Below are 16200 nucleotides of genomic sequence, written 5' to 3'. Positions count from 1 at the left end.
GATCAAACCGTCGCGGCCTTGATCGTCACCTCGTCGCCCTCGATGCCGAACGCGATGCTCATGTTCGAGGCGCGGGCGACCATGCCGGCGTAATAGACCTGGATACCGTGGGCATCGACCGTTCCGGATTCTGAATCCCCGGCGAGCAGCGCTTCGGAATGGGCGGGAATGCGGGCATTGAGGCCCTTCGACACCAGCGTGAAGGCGCAGTTTTCCGCGTCGCCCGTCACGGTCACGGCGATCGAGCCACCCCGCGGGATCGCCGTAGTGGCGATCATGACCAGATTAAGCAGGAGCTTCACCCGATTCTTCGGGAACAGGAGCCGAGGCGACGACCAGGAGAAGCTGATCTTGTCGTCCAGGAAGAGCCCGCGAGCGACCTGCTCGGCGTCACCGAGATCGATGGAGGCACCAGCCGATCCGGCGGCCCCGAAGGCGAGGCGCGCGAACTGGAGACGCGCGGAGGCTTGCTTGGCGCTCTTCTGGATCAGGTCGAGCGCGAAATCGCGCATGGAGGCATCGCTGTCATCCTCGAGGACCTCGAGACCGTTGACGATCGCGCCCACCGGCGAAATCACGTCATGACAGACGCGCGAGCAGAGGAGAGCGGCGAGGTCGAGCGAATCGAGCGAGATCGTGGCCATGAGGGCTCCGGAGGCACCGTAATGTCAGCTATATGTTCATGAAATCGAGATTTCGACGCGTATCCATACAGCCAAACAGGAAAGAGAACGTGAACCCGGATACCCGGCTATGAGTTCTTTGGGAAGCGGGCAAAAAGAGATCGACAGAACTTGAGGGAACGGGCACAAAGCCATGATGCGCTTCGATGGTCAGAACCCGGACGAAATCGCCCTGAAGCTCGCTCACATCGCCGTCGAGGCGGGCCGCGTCCTGCGCGGCATGGAGACGGCCTTCCTCGACCAGCGCATCAAGGATGACGGAACCCCCACGACGGCGGCGGACTTGGCCGCCGAGCAGCTGATCCTCAAGCGGCTTGAAGAAGCCTGGCCTGGGGTTCCGGTCGTGGCGGAGGAGACCTGCAGCGCCGAACATACCGACGCTTCCTTCTTCCTGGTCGATCCCCTCGACGGCACGGGCGACTTCATCCGCGGCACCGGTGAATACAGCGTCAACATCGCCCTGATCCGGGGCGAGAGGCCCGTGGCGGCCGTCGTGGCCGCTCCGGCCATGGGAGCGATCTGGATCGCCGGAACGACAGCCCGGACGAGCGTCCTGCCCAATGGGACGTCGGAGTTCGACTGGCACGAGGCGAAGGTCCGCCCGGCCCCCGAGAAGGACCTCGTCGCCCTGGTCAGCCGCCGCCATGGCGACAATGCCACGGAGGTCTGCCTCTCGGCTCTGTCGATTGGTACGCGGCGCATGACCTCGTCCGCCCTGAAATTCTGCCTCATCGCGTCCGGCGAGGCAGACGTCTATGTGCGCTGCGGCCCGACCATGGAATGGGACACGGCGGCGGGCGACCACATCCTGACCTGCGCCGGCGGCAGCGTCGTCGGACCCGGCGGCGTTCCCCTGACCTATGGCCATGAGGACAAAGGCTATCGGAACGGACCTTTCGCCGCCCTCGGCGACAATGCCCTGGCCTCCCGTCTCGACCTGCCGTCCGTGGCGTCGGAGAAAAACAACGGCTAGGCTACGCACCTTGCAAAGCCATTACCCGAAGGCGAGCCTGCGAGCGTAGGCGCGCACGTCTGCGGGCCATGGAGCCGTCAGATCGGTGAACTGTTTTTCATCCCCGGCAAAAAGCGCGCGCAAAGTCTCCTCGTAGCCCGGAAAGTCACCCGCGACCGCGGACATGAAGTGGTAGCTCGCCTCCTGGGCGGCCCTTTGCCGACCCTCGCCCCCATCGGCCTGGCGCGCCTCGTCCACGAGACGCCGCAGGGCCTGGGATGCCCCTCCGGGCTGTGCCGACAGCCATTCCCAATGGCGCGGCAGCAGGGTGACCTCGCGCGAGACGACGCCCAGCCTGGGACGGCCGCGCCCTTGCGCGGGAGCGGAAGCCTTCGAAGATGCGGCCGCCTCCTGGTCCCTCGCAACGAGGCGGGACACGATCTCGGCGGAGCTGCCGCGCAGGTCCACATCGACGACACGGCCGGTCGCGTCCTCGAAGATGATCGCCGGGTCCACTTGCACTCCCTCTAGAGCCTTTGCGGCTAGCGCGACGTCGACGAGCGACCCTGCGGCCATCATCCGCGTTCCGGCAAAGAGGGTACAGGGCTTGGACAGGAATTCCGACATGTGCGTCTCCATTTCAGTAAAATTTTACCTGGGTAAAATTTATCCTGTCAAATTTTTATTACCCATGCAATATTCATCCATCGCTACATGCCGGTCGCCGGCAGGCTTAATGGAGGCTCCGATGCAGGGGAACGAAAGGAAGGCAGCGATTGCAGCCTATAAGGAAGTGAAGGTGGCGGCGGGCATCTATGTCGTCCGATGCCGACCGACCGGCATGCGCTGGGTGGGCCGGTCGCCAAACCTGTCCAAGATTCAGAACCGGATCTGGTTTACGCTTCGCCAGGGCAGCCATACCTGCCGCTCGCTTCAGGCCGAATGGCGTGTGCACGGCCCGGACGCCTTCATCCTGGAAGAGGTCGAACGCCTCGACGATGAGAGCAGCGCCTAACTTCGGGACCGCCTCCTTAAGGAACGTCTGGCGCATTGGGTCGAAAAACTGGGCGCCGATGCCCTATGATCCGGCCTCGGACCGTCACCTGACGGCAGGCGTACAGGTTTTGTTAGGGTTGATGGCCTTAAAACTAGGTCTCCACGAAGATTGCCCGGCTCTGTTGCCGGATTGTCGAACGCTTCATGCGAGGAGATGGCCCATGCGCTCCCGATCCACGATTGTTGCGGCAGCGGCTTTCGCCGCCCTCATCGGCGCCCTGCCCCTGCAGGCGTCCGCCCAAACCCTCCAACGCGCCTATGCGAGCAATCCCGGAGGTCCCAACTCGTTCAATTCCAACGAGTTGGTCGAGTCGGGCCATCAGTTCTTCGGCTCCGCCTCGCGCGGCCTTGCGCTCGCCCTGCAGGAAGCGATCCGACGCTGGGGCGAACCCAACGGCTACATCCTCGGCCAGGAGGCCTCTGGAGCGTTCTTCGGTGGGTTGCGCTATGGCGAGGGCAAGCTTTTCACTCGCAATGCTGGCGACCGCAAGGTGTTCTGGCAGGGCCCCTCTCTCGGTTTCGACGTGGGCGGCGATGGCGCCCGCACCATGATGCTGGTCTACAATATGCCATTCACGGATGCGCTCTATAAGCGCTTCGTGGGCCTCGACGGCTCGGCCTATTTCATCGGTGGCTTCGGCGTTACGGCCGTCGCGGCGGACGAGATGATCGTGGTCCCGATTCGGGCCGGCGTCGGCGCCCGCCTGGGCGTCAATGTCGGCTACCTGAAGTTCACCCCGGAACCGACCTGGAATCCGTTCTAGCCTGTTCGAGGAACACCGGTCTTACGGCCTTCGACAGCCGCTCCGATATCATGGCCGGCCTTGTGCCGGCCATCCCGATCAGGTGAAACGCCGCACCGCCAGTGGAAACCGTCCCCGAATGCGCTACAACGGGCGGTCTGGAGCATGACAGTTCCAGAGAGCTGCGCAGGCACAAGACAGGGTGCTTGAGCGTTAACGGTCAAGCATTTTGGAGTGGGCGTCCGCGTGATCGAAAGCATCATGATCTTTGCGCTGGGGTTCGTCGCAGCATCCCTCATCGCACTTCTCATCATCCCAGCCGTGAATGCCCGCGCGGAGCGTCTGGCCCGCCGCAGGGCGGAGGCGCTGTTTCCCATGTCGATCTCGGAACTGACAGCCGAGAAGGACCATCTGCGTGCCGAATTCGCGGTTCTCCAGCGGCGGATTGAGCGCAAGGCCGAGGAGGCCTTGGCGGTCAAGCACGAGAGCATGGAAGAGCTCGGCAGGCGGGCCATCCGGATCGAGGCCCTGGAGGCCACCCTGGCGGAACGCGACCGCACGGTCTCCGAACTGGAGACACGTCTCGCGGAAACCCTGACGCGGCTCGCCTCTACCGAAGCCGACCAGGCGCAGACGCAGGCCCATCTCTCGGGCACCCGAGAGACGCTCACAGCTCTCGAGAACGCCCATCGGTCGACCCTGGACGAATTGTCCAACACCCGCATGGAACTCGACATCGCCCGGAGCGAGGGCGCGAAGCTCAAGAACGAGCTCCTCCACCGGGAAGATAAGCTCGCACAGCTGGAGACGGACTTCACCGACGCCCAACGACGCCTCACGACCTCCTTGAGCGAGCTCGACACCAAGCGCATCACCATCTCGGACCTGGAAACCCGCCTGATGACCCAGACGGCGCGGGGCAACGACTTCGAGCGGGCGCTGGGCGAGCGCCACAGCGAGCTCTCCGACGAGCGCCTGCGCCTTGCCGAGTTGGCCAAGAGTCTGGCCGCCGAGCAGGAGCGCGGCCTGATCCTGGAGCAGCGTATCCGTGAGATAGAGAGCGAGCGGGACGAGGCCCAGACCCGTCTCGCGGGACTGGAAAGCTCCGGGCCTCAGACCGACGAATTGCGTCGCCAGATCACGGAAGTCGCCGCCCAGATCATGAAGAGCGACAACAGCAACTCAAGCAACGAGAAGGCGCGAGAGAACCATCGCTCTCGCGAGGGCAAGCGCCGCCGTTCGGCGGGGAAGTAGATCCTCCCCGTCAGGTTCATGGATTATTTGGGTTCAACCAGAGGATTGCCGCCGGGGCTACCCGGCGGAGGGATCACCGGCATCGTGCCGGGATTCGGCACCGGCGGACGCACGGTGTTGTCGGGAGAGATGTTCGCCGGCGGGCGGATCACCCCGTCGCTCTGCTCCAGCTTGTCGCTCAGGGTCTTGGTCGAACCGGTCTCGGCCGGGCCGTTGTTCGGGCCGGAGAGGTTGCTGTCGGGCTCGACCTTCTCGGCCGGCATCTGGCTCGGCGCAGGCATGTTCGGGGCCTGCTGCTTCAGAACCTCGGGATTTTGAGCCAGGGCCGCCGTGCCGAGGCCGGCGGCCAGGATCGTGGATAGGACCAGCACACGCTTCATGGGTCGCTCCTTTGAAAAGGCAACGGGCGACCCGAGAGCGGGTTCCGGCAACGCTATTCGGCTGCCAGGGCCGGCGCGGCTGCCATCTGAAGGTAAAGCGCGCGCAGCCGCTTCGTGACCGGGCCGGGCTTGCCGTCGCCGACTGGGCGTCCGTCGATGGACACGATGGGAAGAACGAAGTTCGAGGCGCTGGTCAGGAAGGCCTCCGCCGCATCGTAGGCCTCCTCGACCGTGAAACGGCGCTCCTCCAGGACGATTCCGTCTTCCTGCGAAAGCCTGAGCAGGGACTTGCGGGTGATGCCGGGCAGGATGGCGTTGGAGAGCGGACGCACCACGATGCTGCCCTGCCTTGTCACGATGAAGGCGCTCGACGAGCCGCCCTCCGTTACAAAACCGTCCTCGACCAGCCAAGCCTCCTGGGCGCCCGCCTCCTTGGCCGCCTGCTTGGCGAGCACCTGGGCGAGCAGGTTGATCGACTTGATGTCCCGCCGCTGCCAGCGCAGGTCCGGCACGGTCACGACGGCGATGCCGGTTCTGGCCGCCGGAGCATCGGCGATAGCCTTGGCTTGGGTGAACATCGCGACCGTCGGCTTGGGATCCTCGGGGAAGAAGAAGTCCCGCTCGGCCACTCCACGGGTGACCTGGAAATAGATGAAGCCCTCGGTCATGCCGTTGCGGTGCGCGAGTTCTTCCTGAAGGCGGGTCCACTCGGCCCGGCTATAAGGATTGGGAATGCGGATCTCGGCGAGCGAACGCTCCAGGCGTTCCAGATGGGCCTCGTTGTCGATCAGGCGCCCGTCGAGCATGCCGATGCCCTCATAGACGCCGTCCCCGAACATGAAGCCACGGTCCATGAAGGGCACCTTGGCCTCTTCGATCGGCAGGAAGGATCCGTTCAGGAAGACGATGCGGGACATGAGAACTCCAAAGTCGTAACGGGCGCGCAAGCTTAACCTATGGGCAGATGAACGGCCCGATCTATATGGCCAAGGATCGCTGCAACCTCGCCGATAGGTAAACTCATCATGAGAGCGACGCCACTTCTCATTTTGAAGGCCCTGCCCTTCCTGGTGTTCATGGCGGCGCCAGCCGCCGCCGCATCCCTGCCCGCCCAGAGCTGGTTCAAGCAGCAGGGCTATGTGGGGCCGTCGGGAAGCCGGATCATCGCCTGCCACGGCTATGGTTGCGTGAGGCGGATGGCGATTTCGGTCGATGGGGCATGGCTGAGCAGGGCCCGGGAGATTCTCAGGGCCGGCCAGGGCTCGCCCGACGCGGAACGCCGGGCTCTCGCCGAGGTGATCCGGTCCTATACGGCCTATCTGGCCACGTCACTCGGGGGAAAGCCCGACGCCCCAGGTTCGCCGCCTCAGATGTCGGGGGTCTACGGACAGATGGATTGTCTGGACGAGACCGCGAACACCACGAGCGTGCTCCTGGTGCTGCAGGAACAGGGGCTGCTGGCCCATCATGCGGTGCAATACCCGGAATCGCGCGGCTTCTTCCTCGACGGGCGCTACCCGCATTTCACCGCCGTGATCACTGAGCGGCGGACGGGTACGGCTTGGGCCGTGGATCCCTGGAAGAAGGCTCCCGGCCAGCGGCCGGATATCCTGCCGCTCACGCAGTGGCGGCAGGATTCATAGGCGAGCTTACAATCCGTAAGCTTATTTCAGGTGCTGGGCGAGGTGCTTGTTCATCTCGAACATCGTCACCTTCGGCTTGCCGAAGATCGGCTGCAGCTTGTCGTCAGCCAGGATCTCACGCTTGTTCTCGGGATTCTGAAGGTTGTTCTTCTTGATGTAATCCCAGATTTTGCTCACGACCTCACCGCGCGGCAGCGGATCAGAGCCTACGATGGCAGCCAGTTCCTTGGACGGCTGCAGGGGCTTCTGAAGAGCGTTGGGCTTCGAGCCTTCGGCCTTCGGGGCAGCCTTCTTCGCACCGGCTTTTCCGTCTGTAGTCTTGGTCGGCATTTATTCCTCCGGGAATGGGATGGGAAAGCTCGTCGACAGCCCTGAACCAGGCCCGAAAAGCTCATTGACCAGCCTTCGGTCGGACCTCTCGGCTCCATTGCCGGAGCCCGGCCCCCTGACAGAAGGTCAATTCCGGCAGAGCTTATGTCCGGTCAGCGCAAGCAGCAAGCCGCAGTTCAGGAATTTAGGCGGTTTTCGGAAAGGGAAGGATCTTCCCTGCATGATCGACCGCAGGTCGTGGACTTTTGGCAACATGGCCGAAGCGGCGGGTCCGCTCTGCAGCGGAGGCCACATGGGACACGATCGCCTCGTTGGGGCATGGCTTGGCAAGGAAGGCCGCACCGGGCGGCAGGTCCCCTTCCGAGGGCCATTGCCGGCCCGACATGATGAGGATCTCGGTCTCGGGCCAAGCCCGGTGGACCCTGTGCGCCAGCTCAAAGCCGCTGCACCCCAAAGGCATGTCCACATCCGTCAGGAGAACGTTGACCGGCAGCCCGGCCTCCAGAAGCACCATCGCCTCCGTGGCGTTGGCAGCCTCCACCACCCTGAAGCCGGCATCTTCAAGCAGATCTGAGATGAACAGTCGGATGAGAGGTTCGTCTTCGACGAGGAGAACCGTGGAGGGATCGGCGGTCATCGACTTCTTGATTCACTGCACAATGCTCAACAACGCCACCAAATCGGTTTGGTTCCAGAGCTCCTCATAAAAAATGAAATATCATTCAAAGTCATGATCTACGCCCTGCCGCAACGTGAGGTGATGGGCCAGGCCCTCCGAGGCGATGTTCTTGAGCTTGGCCTCGATTTCGAAATCTGACCACGATAGGTGGCGCATCACGAGATCGTTGATGGCCCTGTTCCACATGAGGTCCGAATGGGCCCGCAGGTCCTTCGGCTTGATCCCGGCCGCGACCAGGGCTTCGAAGTCGGGAAGCGTATCCATGTCCGGATCGGGCAGCAGGTCCTCGCGGGAGACGCTCACGTGGCTCACCGGACGTACGCCGCGCCAGGAAGCGATGATCTGCGCGATTCGGGTATCGTCCGGCTCGATGTACTCGCCCCGGCTCATAATCCAGTGATGATGGAGATCGAGGACGAGCGGCACATCGTCCGCGAGGGGCAGGAGGTCGTCGAGACCAAAGCTGACCTCATCGTTCTCGAGGGTGATCAGGTTGCGGGCCGTGCGCGACAGATGCGCGAGACCGCCCCGGATTCCCTCTGCGCCGAGTGCCTTCGCGCCGCCGTGAATGTTGATATGCGCACCGTGGGGATGCCACCCTTCCCCGTAGCCCATGAGCGCCATGACCTCGGCATGGTATTCGAACTCCGCCAATCCATTGGCGGCCGCAGACGGGTTGGCGGAGGCGATCACGCAGAACTGCCCCGGATGCATGCTGAGCCGCACATCCTTCTCGCGCGCGAATTCCCCCATGGCCGCGAGCCGGGTTTCGATCAGGCGGCGCAGGTCCGGATCGCGGTAGATCTCCCGGCAGCTGGCATGGGTGTAGCCGGGGAGAAGATCGCTCGACAGGCGATGCAGACGCTCGATCTTCGGCCGCGTCGCCACATGGGCGATCTGCAGCCGGAACGCTTCGAGATTGTGGGACACGACCGCGCTTATCTTGTCGTAGGCGCTCGCCGGATCGAGCCGGCCGAGATAGGTCATCGTGACCGTGCTTGTGTTCATCGCACGCGCGGTCTGAGCGTCGCCGTCCTCGGGAATGTATTTGCAGCAGAAGCCGAAGCGCGAATTTTGCATTGCGAAAGATGAAGCCATCAGGTCGCGACAGGTTCCTGCAATGCGGTCAGCAAGGCAAGCGGCCGAGGGAGAGATGATCGACGGATTGAAGAATCGTTTGCTCCTCGAAGGGCTTCGCCACGAAAGCCGCCTGCCGGAGGGTCCGAGGCAGGTCGGAGGGCTGCGATGCCGACACGAAGACGAAGGGAATCCGCCGCGCGGCGAGAGCCTCCGCCACACCGAATGACTTGCCGCCGATCACATCGATGTCAAGCAGCGCGCAATCAAACTCATCGTCGAGATGCAGGTAGGCTTCGTCGAGAGAACTCAATGAGTCGACGATCTCATGCCCGTCCGACTCGAGGATCGCCTGCAGGTCAGTGGCAATCCACGGATCGTCTTCCAGGATCAGAATACGCATACCCAACTCCAACACCCGACCCTTCGACGGGATCGCCACTCTCCCAAACGTCTCGATCATCGGACCCGAATGCGGACATGCCCGAAGGCGCATTTGCACCTTGAGACCTCATCCGATGCTCGATCCCTTAAGTGGCGCATCGCAAGCTACGGCCCCGGAGGGCTGCGCCAGCGAAAACCGGCCCATTTCTCCGCACGATGCGCTGGAGGATAGGAAATCCTTTTCTTGTGCAGGAGCAACAAGTTCGAAGGTGGCTCGTTCCAGCGCGAGTTTCGCCGGACTGAATTTTTTCGGCATTACGGTTAAAAAATGGATGCTGCGCGGAGATGAGGCCCGCGAGCCCCTTGAAGGCGGAGGCATCATTCCTATCTTATCGTCAACCTGGCGGCATCAACGCTTGCCAGAAGCGGTCACGATGCCGAGATGATGACGCCGGATGTACGCGCATCGTCTCGCCGTGGCCGTTGTTTTTTGCGCCATGCGTTTCGGCAAGAACATCTTTACATGCAATGCGGGTAGCCACTTTTGCGTCCGATGCTTGAGCGCGCTCTTCGCAGCTTGACGGCATTCACGTACTCAACAAAAAGCGCCAGCTTTCGCCGGCGCTTTTCATATCGATGCTGCGCTTCAAGCCTTAGTGGCGGTTGGAATCGCGCTGGCCATTGAACTCGCTCTCATGGCGGCTGAAGCGCGCTTCGTCGCCGCTGAAGGTATCCTCGACATATTCGCGGCCGCGATTGGCAGCATCGCGGGCATAGCGCAGGCCCTGGTTGCGGACCTCGTCCGCCCATTCGCCGAACATCTCGTTCTCGCGACGGGTGCGCGGCAGCAGGGCGCCGAGGAGAAGGCCCGCGGCCAGTCCCACGAGGCCCACGACCATCGGGTTCTCGGACACGTAGCTTTGGACGCCGCCGCGAGCATTGCCGAAGGCGCGGGCGGAACGGCCGCCCATTTGATTCACGCGGCGACGCTGGCCCTCATAGGTGTCAGAGGCCCAATGCGAGGCGCGGTCATAAGTGTCGCGCGCCCAGTCGGAAGCACCTTCGTAGGCCTCTTCCGCCTTCTGGCGGGCCTGTTCGGCAGCCTGCTGAGCCTTGTCGGAGATCGATCCTCCCTGGCCCTGCGCGTTCTGCTGGGAGGACTGGCCCTTCTGCTGGCCGGATGCCTGCTGGCTGCCGGTCGCGCCGGAGCCCTGCGTCGACCGCTGCTCATGGGCATGCGGCATGGGCGGCTCGCCGATATTGCCCACCGACGTTCCGGCGGAGACGTTCCCTGTCGTGCCGGATTGAGCACCGCTCGGCTTGCCGGGTTCGCTCTTGTTGTTGGCCATGGAAAACTCCTGTTTCATTGATTAAAATCGAGAAGGTGTGCCCGGTCGCTCGAACATCGGATCGGACGTGCTCAGCGGCGCGGCCTCCGCCCCGTAAAGACGAGGATCCTCCGCTTCCATCAGGAGATGTTCCTCCGTGATCAGATCCTCGTCGGCCGCGATGAGGCGTGTCCTCCGGGGTGCACCTGACCGTCCGAGACGGTAGGCGAGAAGCCCGATGCCCATGGCGATCAGCATAACCGGCACGGGGTTACGCCTGACTGTATCCAGAACCTTGTCGTAGAGCGGCCCGTACTGGCCGCTTCGGGCGGTGCCGAGCATATCGTCGACCACACCGGACACTGTCATCTTGTTCTGGAGACGATCGATCGTCTGGTCGAGCTGAGCGCGACTGCGCTCAATGTCGCTCTCCAGCTCCTGCAGACTCTGTGACGTCATCATGCACCTCTTTCCGACAGGACTTCCGCATCGCGCTTGAGCGAATGCATCGTCCGCTTCGGCGTGAGCGTGGACGACGACATGGCGCTACGTCCCCACAGCCCGAGGCCGATGGCGATCACGGCTAGCACGCCGCCGACGATGAGCGCGGCGAGCGCTTCCGAATGGACGACGGTCGCCAGCCATTTCACCAGGGAGTCGGTCAGCAGCATAACGGCCGCGATGGCGAAGATCGCCGCTACGACAACCATGGCGAGACCCATGAAAAGCGTGCGGATGTTCTGGGACACCTCGGTCTTGAAGAGGGTGAATTCCTTCTGCGCGAGATCGGTGGATTCCCGCAGAGCCTCACCCACGAGACCCTGGATCGTTTGGTTTCCGTTGCCCTGCATGGCAGCCTCCGTCAGGCGCCGGAGCGCGTGCGCTGGGCCTGCCGCGCACGGGACCGTGCCTGCTGAGCCTGGCTTGCGCGCACGTCGTCATAGCGAAGATCCTCCGCCGTGCTCTTGATGAAGCGCGCGGCCAGGAAGCCGATGGCCACGGACGCGGCCGCGACGGTGGCCGGGCGGCGGCGGACCACATCCTCGAAGTCGTTGAAGAAATCCGCGAAGGTGCGCTCGCGGATGGAGCCGGCAAGCTGCTCCAGGCCTTCCGCTGCGGTGTCAACGACGGCACGGATATTGGGCCGCTCATCGAATGAATGGGTGGATTCGCGCAGGGAGTTGGCGAAATCTTCGACCGATTGCGCGATGTCGTCCTTGCGGCGGTCGACGTAGTCCGTCGCCTGTTCCCGCGCGGAATCGATGAAGTAGCGGCTGCGCTCCACGGCAGCGCCTGCGATGTCGCCGACATCGCCCTTGAGCGCATCCCAATCCTCGTTGCCGTCGTCCTGCTGCTTGTTTGTGTTCTGCTGTCCCACGCCCATGGTCAACCTCTTTCAATCGTGAGTGAGTAACCATTAGAAGCGCGGCGGGTTCCGAAGGTCTCCGATGCTCAATGCTTTAGGAGGTGAAGTATGCTTGGCGGGCCTATCGCCGCCTGGGTGCCCTACCCGGCGGATGCGAGCCAGTCGACGAGATCGGCGACCTTCCGGCGGGCCTCGTCATCCTTCAGCTTCAAGAAGCCTCGCACGAGGCGATCACTGTCCGAACGCGTCAGGAACTCGGCCATCAAGCTGTCGTCGGAGAACCCGCCCGCCCGCAGACCGGGAAGCCCTTCGAAGAAGAACTCGAAGCTCACGTCCAGAATGCCCGCGATGTGGAGCAGGCGGCTCGCGCCGATGCGGTTGGCGCCCTTCTCGTATTTCTGGACCTGCTGAAATGTGAGCCCCAGGGCATCCGCGAGCTTCTCCTGGCTCATCCTGAGCATGATCCGCCTGGCCCTGACCCGGCTTCCGATATGCCGATCAATCTCGTTGGGGGACTTCTTCTGCAAAGGGCACTCCTGCATCCGGCTTCTTGCGCAACTTACGTGAATTATATAACCTTTGGTAGCGCAAAGCCATTAGCAAACTATGAGTTGCATAATATAACAATATAACACATAGGTTGTAGATCTTTCGGAGATGCCCTTGAGCGATCGCGCCTTCGACCATGCGACGGAAGCCTTCGCCTTCATCGACAGCCTCGATGACCTGATCAGCCCGGACGACGTGGTGGAGGCGGTCGCACGCACCTTTTCCCTGTTCGGCTTCGAGAATTTCATCATGACGGGACTGCCGAACCCGAAGGAACGGTTCGAACAGGTTGTCCTTCTCAAAAAGTGGCCTATGGGCTGGTTCGACATCTATGCCAAGCATGATTACGTAAGGTCCGATCCGATTATCCGCCTATGCAAGAACACCACCCAGCCCTTCGAGTGGTCGGAGGCTCCCTATGATCGGATGACGGAGCGGAAAGCCGCCGAGGTCATGGACCGGGCCACGGATTTCCGGATGCGGGACGGCTTCTGCCTGCCCATTCATGGGGTCAACGGTTACGAGGCCTGTTTCTCTATGAGCGGTGTGGACCTGGACCTCTCCCCTCGGACGAAGCCCGCGCTCCACCTGATGGCCATGTATGCCTTCGAGCGCGCTCGAAGGCTGCTCGAGACCCAGTCCCCGGTTGCTCCCAGTTTGCTCACGCCTCGCGAGCGAGAGGCCCTGATCTGGGCCGCAGCAGGGAAATCGGCGGCGGATACGGGCGAAATCCTCGGGATTACGGAGCGCACGGTCACGGCCCATATCGTCAGTGCGTGCCAGAAGCTCGAGGCAGTCAACAAGACCCAGGCCGTTGCACGGGCGCTGCAATACAAGTTGATCCAGTTATGACGCCCCACCTGTAATTTCCTACAATATCTTTCTTCCGTCGGACGCGAGAAGACTTCCCCGCTTAATACGCATAGGGGAGCGGCATCTGATGACGAAAGTTCACGTGATCACCAGGGACAATCGACATTTATACGAAGACCCGTTGGAAGAATACTTCCGCCTTCGGCATGAGGTCTTCGTCAAGGAGCGCGGATGGCGCGACCTGCATCGCCCCGACGGACGGGAGATCGATGCTTACGACAACGGCAACGCGGTATACCTGCTGGCCCTCGACCAAGATCACGTTGTGGGAGGTCAGCGGCTTTATCCGACCGTTATGCCCCACATGCTGAGCGAGGTCTTCGGCCACATGGCACAACGGGGCATCCCTCGGGCCGAACATATCTTCGAATGGACGCGGTACTTCGTAATCAAGGAAAGGCGCATGGGGCGGACGGATTGTCGCCTTCTCGCCGCCGTGCAGGAGTTCTGCCTTCAGGAAGGCATCACGGAACTCACGGCTGTGGTCGAGATGTGGTGGTTACCCCGCTGGCAGCAGACCGGCTTCAAGGTGAAGCCTCTGGGCCTACCGACCGTGATCGAAGGTCAGCCCTGCATTGCGGCGGCGATCACGATTTCCCGAGAAAGCCTGGATCAAGTTCGCCGCCTTGCCGGACTGCGCGATTCCATGCTCGTCCGTGATGACCAGATGTCTCCCGTCCTGGAAAGGGTGCCCCATGTCGCTGCCTGAGGAAATCTCTCCCCCGTTTCATGCCAGCCAGGAAGAGCTGATGGAACATGCGTTCCAGAACATGGCGCAATGCCTCGCTCACTTTCCTCCGATTGCGAGGCTGAGGCTTTTAGCCTTCATGCATCTGGTGGAATACCCCGACACCACGAAGGCCACTCTTGAGGTCACCCCGTCGGGATCCATGCGCCTGACCCTGGACACGAAGGTCGCGCCGGATCAGGCACATCGGCATTGATCCCGACTGATCGGGCAGCCGTGAAAGCAAGAAGGCCCCGCGCTGCGGGAGCGCGAGGCCGTTTATTCGTGGACGTCGTTCAGGCGGCCTTGGTATTCACACGCGCCTCGGCAAGCTGGGTCAGCAGCTTGTCGGTCTTCTTCTCCTCCTCGAGGGTCTGCTCGAGAAGCTTCACGGCATCGTTCAGTCCGAGTTCCCCGGCCCAGGTCTTCAGGGAGCCGTAGCGGGTGATCTCGTAATGCTCGACGGCCTGCGCGGCGGCGAGGATGCCCGCATCAAGAGCCTCGCTGTCGGCGAAGTCTTCCATGACTTCCTTGCCTTCCTCGATGATGCCGTTGATGGCTTCGCACTGCACACCGCGTGCCGGCTTGCCGAGCATCTCGAAAACCTTCTCCAGACGCTCGATCTGGCCTTCCGTTTCTTCGCGGTGGGTCTCGAAGGCCTGCTTCAGCTCCTCGGAGTCGGCGTTCTTGGCCATCCGCGGCAGGGCCTTCAGGATCTGCTTCTCGGCGTAATAGACGTCCTTCAGCGTGTGAAGGAACAGGTCGTTCAGGGTCTTTTCCTTGGCTGCCATCGTAACAACTCCTTCGTTGGGCGTGGACTCAACGAGGGTCAAGCTTCGGGGTTCCTGCCGTTCTGCAGCTCATGGTTTACGAGGAACAACACGGCTTCGCGTCGCGTTCGGCCAAGGTCCATGCAAAGTCCATGAAGGAGAGCAGACTTGACGAATATGATCGACGGAGAGCCCAACCTCAGCACGGTCGAGCGCGGAGCCTACATGCTGGCCGGGCTCGGCCTGGCGGCGGCGGCGGCCAAACCGCGTCCCAACCCCCTCTTGAACATTCTCGCGCTCGCAGGTGGCTCCTATCTTGCCTGGCGCGGCTATGTAGGCAATTGCCCAGTGAAGGCGGCCCTCATGGGCTCGCACGACCAGGACCGGCTCGCCCATCACGGGTAAGCATCAACGGAGAGCAGGCGGACGCAAATGCAAGAAGGGCCACAGTCTCGCTGTGGCCCTTGGTGTTTCGGCTCGATCCTGGAATCAATCAGTACGACGACGTCGAGCGGCGTCCGACGATCAGGCCATAGATGAAGAGCACGACGATAGCGCCGACGATGGCGCCGATGAAACCTGCCCCTTCGTCGGCCCGGTACCAGCCCAGAGCCTGACCGAGATAGGTGGCGACCACGGCACCCACGATGCCCAGGATGGTCGTCATGATGAAGCCGGAGGGTTCGTTCCGTCCGGGCATGATCCATTTAGCGATCACACCTGCCACGAAGCCGATGATGATGGTCCAGAGAATGCTCATGTTGTGGTCCTTGGTCTGCGTTGCCTCCTCAAGGAACGCGCATCCTCGGCTAAGGTTGCGGCGGAACCATTTCCCAAACCGTCATTTCATCATCTCGCCGCACTTGCGACGGACGCTTGCGCTTCGTTCACAGGGAGAAGCACGCCATGAACCCGGCCGGAGATCATTGGAGTTACGAGGCAGTCCAGGCTCTTCTGTCCCTCGCCCGCGAGGGAGCGCCGGTCTCGGTGATCAGCCTGAAGCTGAAACGGCCGATCACGGAGGTTCGAGCCAAGCTCACCGACCTCGGAATCACCCCGGCGGCCGAGGTGTAGAACCCTCAAGACCCTTACGCCCGTTCAACGGGCTGCCGAAAACCGACCTCCCGACGTCGTCACCGGCCTCATGCTGGTGATCTCGCTTGATCGTGGAAACTCTTCCCGCACGTGGTACGCCGGGCCCAGCCTCAGCCGTAGCGCGCGAAGCACATTCGGAGCCAGGACGCTCAGGAACTGAGCCTCGAACTCTCATTTTCATCGATTTTCGAAAGGAAAATGGCGCGCCCGAAAGGATTCGAACCTCTGACCCCCAGATTCGTAGTCTGGTGCTCTATCCAGCTGAGCTACGGGCGCCTTGTCGGCCAGTCGTTGCGGGGAGCAACGTTCGC

25 protein-coding genes, 1 tRNA gene and 1 pseudogene are annotated in these 16200 nt (G+C 62.4%); 11 read left to right on the top strand and 16 right to left on the bottom strand.

Annotation, left to right across the window (positions count from 1 at the left end):
* Positions 1 to 2 precede the first annotated feature (2 nt).
* Entirely contained in the window at positions 3 to 644 is a 642-nt protein-coding gene (gene chpT / locus OC446_RS07390; protein WP_262028402.1) for a histidine phosphotransferase ChpT, read from the bottom strand.
* A 172-nt stretch (positions 645 to 816) separates the two neighbouring features.
* Between chpT and OC446_RS07385 the strand changes: the two genes are divergently transcribed.
* Positions 817 to 1656, top strand: coding sequence for a 3'(2'),5'-bisphosphate nucleotidase CysQ (locus OC446_RS07385; protein ID WP_262028401.1), 840 nt, complete (start codon positions 817 to 819; stop codon positions 1654 to 1656).
* 21 nt (positions 1657 to 1677) lie between these two features.
* On the opposite strand, the gene OC446_RS07380 is transcribed toward OC446_RS07385, so the two are convergent.
* On the bottom strand, positions 1678 to 2262 hold the full coding sequence (locus tag OC446_RS07380; protein WP_262028400.1) for a DUF2239 family protein: 585 nt from the start codon (positions 2260 to 2262) through the stop codon (positions 1678 to 1680).
* Positions 2263 to 2383: 121 nt separating this feature from the next.
* On the opposite strand from OC446_RS07380, the pseudogene OC446_RS07375 reads away from it, so the two are divergent.
* From OC446_RS07375 to OC446_RS07365, 3 genes and pseudogenes are all read left to right on the top strand, one after another.
* Positions 2384 to 2719, top strand: a pseudogene (locus tag OC446_RS07375) (GIY-YIG nuclease family protein).
* A 133-nt stretch (positions 2720 to 2852) separates the two neighbouring features.
* The gene (locus OC446_RS07370) at positions 2853 to 3455 is read left to right on the top strand and encodes a DUF1134 domain-containing protein (RefSeq protein ID WP_262028399.1); all 603 of its coding nucleotides are present in this window, start codon (positions 2853 to 2855) and stop codon (positions 3453 to 3455) included.
* A gap of 225 nt (positions 3456 to 3680) precedes the next feature.
* Positions 3681 to 4688 (top strand): hypothetical protein, encoded by a 1008-nt coding sequence (locus OC446_RS07365; RefSeq protein ID WP_262028398.1) that lies wholly within the window; start codon positions 3681 to 3683, stop codon positions 4686 to 4688.
* Between the two features lie 23 nt (positions 4689 to 4711).
* Here OC446_RS07365 and OC446_RS07360 read toward each other — a convergent pair whose 3' ends face one another.
* Together OC446_RS07360 and OC446_RS07355 are read right to left on the bottom strand one after the other, a co-directional pair.
* Positions 4712 to 5068 carry a hypothetical protein gene (locus tag OC446_RS07360; protein WP_262028397.1) on the bottom strand — a complete coding sequence of 119 codons (357 nt, stop codon included), beginning with the start codon at positions 5066 to 5068 and terminating at the stop codon, positions 4712 to 4714.
* A 53-nt stretch (positions 5069 to 5121) separates the two neighbouring features.
* Entirely contained in the window at positions 5122 to 5985 is an 864-nt protein-coding gene (locus OC446_RS07355) for a D-amino-acid transaminase (protein ID WP_262028396.1), read from the bottom strand.
* 108 nt (positions 5986 to 6093) lie between these two features.
* Here OC446_RS07355 and OC446_RS07350 point away from each other — a divergent pair, with 108 nt between their 5' ends.
* The gene (locus OC446_RS07350) at positions 6094 to 6711 is read left to right on the top strand and encodes a hypothetical protein (RefSeq protein WP_262028395.1); all 618 of its coding nucleotides are present in this window, start codon (positions 6094 to 6096) and stop codon (positions 6709 to 6711) included.
* Positions 6712 to 6732: 21 nt separating this feature from the next.
* On the opposite strand, the gene OC446_RS07345 is transcribed toward OC446_RS07350, so the two are convergent.
* From OC446_RS07345 to OC446_RS07330, 4 genes are all read right to left on the bottom strand, one after another.
* Complete coding sequence (locus OC446_RS07345) at positions 6733 to 7041, bottom strand: SWIB/MDM2 domain-containing protein (RefSeq protein ID WP_262028394.1); 309 nt, start codon at positions 7039 to 7041, stop codon at positions 6733 to 6735.
* Between the two features lie 184 nt (positions 7042 to 7225).
* Positions 7226 to 7678, bottom strand: a complete 453-nt coding sequence (locus OC446_RS07340; RefSeq protein ID WP_262028393.1) for a response regulator — start codon at positions 7676 to 7678, stop codon at positions 7226 to 7228.
* 81 nt (positions 7679 to 7759) lie between these two features.
* A complete protein-coding gene (locus OC446_RS07335; RefSeq protein WP_262028392.1) occupies positions 7760 to 8818 on the bottom strand; it encodes a UV damage endonuclease UvsE in 1059 nt (352 codons plus the stop codon).
* A gap of 28 nt (positions 8819 to 8846) precedes the next feature.
* Positions 8847 to 9200 (bottom strand): response regulator, encoded by a 354-nt coding sequence (locus OC446_RS07330; protein ID WP_262028391.1) that lies wholly within the window; start codon positions 9198 to 9200, stop codon positions 8847 to 8849.
* A 115-nt stretch (positions 9201 to 9315) separates the two neighbouring features.
* Here OC446_RS07330 and OC446_RS07325 point away from each other — a divergent pair, with 115 nt between their 5' ends.
* A complete protein-coding gene (locus OC446_RS07325; protein WP_262028390.1) occupies positions 9316 to 9627 on the top strand; it encodes a hypothetical protein in 312 nt (103 codons plus the stop codon).
* Positions 9628 to 9834: 207 nt separating this feature from the next.
* On the opposite strand, the gene OC446_RS07320 is transcribed toward OC446_RS07325, so the two are convergent.
* The 5 genes from OC446_RS07320 to OC446_RS07300 all read right to left on the bottom strand — a co-directional run bounded on the left by OC446_RS07320 (position 9835) and on the right by OC446_RS07300 (position 12417).
* On the bottom strand, positions 9835 to 10530 hold the full coding sequence (locus tag OC446_RS07320) for a hypothetical protein (RefSeq protein WP_262028389.1): 696 nt from the start codon (positions 10528 to 10530) through the stop codon (positions 9835 to 9837).
* Positions 10531 to 10551: 21 nt separating this feature from the next.
* The gene (locus OC446_RS07315; protein WP_262028388.1) at positions 10552 to 10971 is read right to left on the bottom strand and encodes a DUF3618 domain-containing protein; all 420 of its coding nucleotides are present in this window, start codon (positions 10969 to 10971) and stop codon (positions 10552 to 10554) included.
* Complete coding sequence (locus tag OC446_RS07310) at positions 10968 to 11360, bottom strand: phage holin family protein (RefSeq protein WP_114944707.1); 393 nt, start codon at positions 11358 to 11360, stop codon at positions 10968 to 10970. The genes OC446_RS07315 and OC446_RS07310 overlap by 4 nt, the downstream gene beginning before the upstream one ends.
* Before the next feature lie 11 nt (positions 11361 to 11371).
* Entirely contained in the window at positions 11372 to 11893 is a 522-nt protein-coding gene (locus OC446_RS07305) for a hypothetical protein (protein ID WP_262028387.1), read from the bottom strand.
* A 122-nt stretch (positions 11894 to 12015) separates the two neighbouring features.
* A complete protein-coding gene (locus OC446_RS07300) occupies positions 12016 to 12417 on the bottom strand; it encodes a helix-turn-helix domain-containing protein (protein WP_410055026.1) in 402 nt (133 codons plus the stop codon).
* A 121-nt stretch (positions 12418 to 12538) separates the two neighbouring features.
* On the opposite strand from OC446_RS07300, the gene OC446_RS07295 reads away from it, so the two are divergent.
* The 3 genes from OC446_RS07295 (at position 12539) to OC446_RS07285 (ending at position 14241) form a co-directional block, all read left to right on the top strand.
* A complete protein-coding gene (locus OC446_RS07295; RefSeq protein ID WP_262028385.1) occupies positions 12539 to 13276 on the top strand; it encodes a LuxR family transcriptional regulator in 738 nt (245 codons plus the stop codon).
* An 88-nt stretch (positions 13277 to 13364) separates the two neighbouring features.
* On the top strand, positions 13365 to 14006 hold the full coding sequence (locus tag OC446_RS07290; RefSeq protein WP_262028384.1) for an acyl-homoserine-lactone synthase: 642 nt from the start codon (positions 13365 to 13367) through the stop codon (positions 14004 to 14006).
* 40 nt (positions 14007 to 14046) lie between these two features.
* Positions 14047 to 14241, top strand: a complete 195-nt coding sequence (locus OC446_RS07285; RefSeq protein ID WP_262028383.1) for a hypothetical protein — start codon at positions 14047 to 14049, stop codon at positions 14239 to 14241.
* Between the two features lie 79 nt (positions 14242 to 14320).
* Here the strand turns inward: OC446_RS07285 and OC446_RS07280 are convergent, their stop codons facing one another.
* Positions 14321 to 14815 (bottom strand): ferritin-like domain-containing protein, encoded by a 495-nt coding sequence (locus OC446_RS07280; protein WP_262028382.1) that lies wholly within the window; start codon positions 14813 to 14815, stop codon positions 14321 to 14323.
* Between the two features lie 156 nt (positions 14816 to 14971).
* On the opposite strand from OC446_RS07280, the gene OC446_RS07275 reads away from it, so the two are divergent.
* Positions 14972 to 15199, top strand: a complete 228-nt coding sequence (locus OC446_RS07275; RefSeq protein WP_262028423.1) for a YgaP-like transmembrane domain — start codon at positions 14972 to 14974, stop codon at positions 15197 to 15199.
* 88 nt (positions 15200 to 15287) lie between these two features.
* On the opposite strand, the gene OC446_RS07270 is transcribed toward OC446_RS07275, so the two are convergent.
* The gene (locus tag OC446_RS07270) at positions 15288 to 15554 is read right to left on the bottom strand and encodes a GlsB/YeaQ/YmgE family stress response membrane protein (RefSeq protein ID WP_181053973.1); all 267 of its coding nucleotides are present in this window, start codon (positions 15552 to 15554) and stop codon (positions 15288 to 15290) included.
* Positions 15555 to 15700: 146 nt separating this feature from the next.
* Here OC446_RS07270 and OC446_RS07265 point away from each other — a divergent pair, with 146 nt between their 5' ends.
* Positions 15701 to 15868, top strand: coding sequence for a hypothetical protein (locus OC446_RS07265; protein WP_262028381.1), 168 nt, complete (start codon positions 15701 to 15703; stop codon positions 15866 to 15868).
* Between the two features lie 220 nt (positions 15869 to 16088).
* Here the strand turns inward: OC446_RS07265 and OC446_RS07260 are convergent.
* Positions 16089 to 16165: transfer RNA gene (locus tag OC446_RS07260), tRNA-Arg, on the bottom strand.
* Positions 16166 to 16200 lie beyond the last annotated feature (35 nt).

The organism is Microvirga sp. Mcv34 (assembly GCF_024519725.1).
Lineage (GTDB): Bacteria > Pseudomonadota > Alphaproteobacteria > Rhizobiales > Beijerinckiaceae > Microvirga.
The sequence above is the reverse complement of the archived record's forward strand: the minus strand, read 5'-3'. Positions and strand labels throughout refer to the sequence as shown.

What these genes read in the sequence shown, in the direction of transcription:
- OC446_RS07355 (WP_262028396.1), bottom strand. Translation starts at nt 5,985, where the DNA reads ATGTCCCGCATCGTCTTCCTGAACGGATCCTTCCTGCCGATCGAAGAG.
- OC446_RS07285 (WP_262028383.1), top strand. Translation starts at nt 14,047, where the DNA reads ATGGAACATGCGTTCCAGAACATGGCGCAATGCCTCGCTCACTTTCCT.
- OC446_RS07330 (WP_262028391.1), bottom strand. Translation starts at nt 9,200, where the DNA reads ATGCGTATTCTGATCCTGGAAGACGATCCGTGGATTGCCACTGACCTG.
- OC446_RS07275 (WP_262028423.1), top strand. Translation starts at nt 14,972, where the DNA reads ATGATCGACGGAGAGCCCAACCTCAGCACGGTCGAGCGCGGAGCCTAC.
- OC446_RS07350 (WP_262028395.1), top strand. Translation starts at nt 6,094, where the DNA reads ATGAGAGCGACGCCACTTCTCATTTTGAAGGCCCTGCCCTTCCTGGTG.
- OC446_RS07370 (WP_262028399.1), top strand. Translation starts at nt 2,853, where the DNA reads ATGCGCTCCCGATCCACGATTGTTGCGGCAGCGGCTTTCGCCGCCCTC.
- chpT (WP_262028402.1), bottom strand. Translation starts at nt 644, where the DNA reads ATGGCCACGATCTCGCTCGATTCGCTCGACCTCGCCGCTCTCCTCTGC.
- OC446_RS07315 (WP_262028388.1), bottom strand. Translation starts at nt 10,971, where the DNA reads ATGATGACGTCACAGAGTCTGCAGGAGCTGGAGAGCGACATTGAGCGC.
- OC446_RS07340 (WP_262028393.1), bottom strand. Translation starts at nt 7,678, where the DNA reads ATGACCGCCGATCCCTCCACGGTTCTCCTCGTCGAAGACGAACCTCTC.
- OC446_RS07385 (WP_262028401.1), top strand. Translation starts at nt 817, where the DNA reads ATGATGCGCTTCGATGGTCAGAACCCGGACGAAATCGCCCTGAAGCTC.
- OC446_RS07270 (WP_181053973.1), bottom strand. Translation starts at nt 15,554, where the DNA reads ATGAGCATTCTCTGGACCATCATCATCGGCTTCGTGGCAGGTGTGATC.
- OC446_RS07265 (WP_262028381.1), top strand. Translation starts at nt 15,701, where the DNA reads ATGAACCCGGCCGGAGATCATTGGAGTTACGAGGCAGTCCAGGCTCTT.
- OC446_RS07345 (WP_262028394.1), bottom strand. Translation starts at nt 7,041, where the DNA reads ATGCCGACCAAGACTACAGACGGAAAAGCCGGTGCGAAGAAGGCTGCC.
- OC446_RS07300 (WP_410055026.1), bottom strand. Translation starts at nt 12,417, where the DNA reads ATGCAGGAGTGCCCTTTGCAGAAGAAGTCCCCCAACGAGATTGATCGG.
- OC446_RS07305 (WP_262028387.1), bottom strand. Translation starts at nt 11,893, where the DNA reads ATGGGCGTGGGACAGCAGAACACAAACAAGCAGCAGGACGACGGCAAC.
- OC446_RS07310 (WP_114944707.1), bottom strand. Translation starts at nt 11,360, where the DNA reads ATGCAGGGCAACGGAAACCAAACGATCCAGGGTCTCGTGGGTGAGGCT.
- OC446_RS07280 (WP_262028382.1), bottom strand. Translation starts at nt 14,815, where the DNA reads ATGGCAGCCAAGGAAAAGACCCTGAACGACCTGTTCCTTCACACGCTG.
- OC446_RS07290 (WP_262028384.1), top strand. Translation starts at nt 13,365, where the DNA reads ATGACGAAAGTTCACGTGATCACCAGGGACAATCGACATTTATACGAA.
- OC446_RS07325 (WP_262028390.1), top strand. Translation starts at nt 9,316, where the DNA reads ATGCTCGATCCCTTAAGTGGCGCATCGCAAGCTACGGCCCCGGAGGGC.
- OC446_RS07335 (WP_262028392.1), bottom strand. Translation starts at nt 8,818, where the DNA reads ATGGCTTCATCTTTCGCAATGCAAAATTCGCGCTTCGGCTTCTGCTGC.
- OC446_RS07380 (WP_262028400.1), bottom strand. Translation starts at nt 2,262, where the DNA reads ATGTCGGAATTCCTGTCCAAGCCCTGTACCCTCTTTGCCGGAACGCGG.
- OC446_RS07320 (WP_262028389.1), bottom strand. Translation starts at nt 10,530, where the DNA reads ATGGCCAACAACAAGAGCGAACCCGGCAAGCCGAGCGGTGCTCAATCC.
- OC446_RS07360 (WP_262028397.1), bottom strand. Translation starts at nt 5,068, where the DNA reads ATGAAGCGTGTGCTGGTCCTATCCACGATCCTGGCCGCCGGCCTCGGC.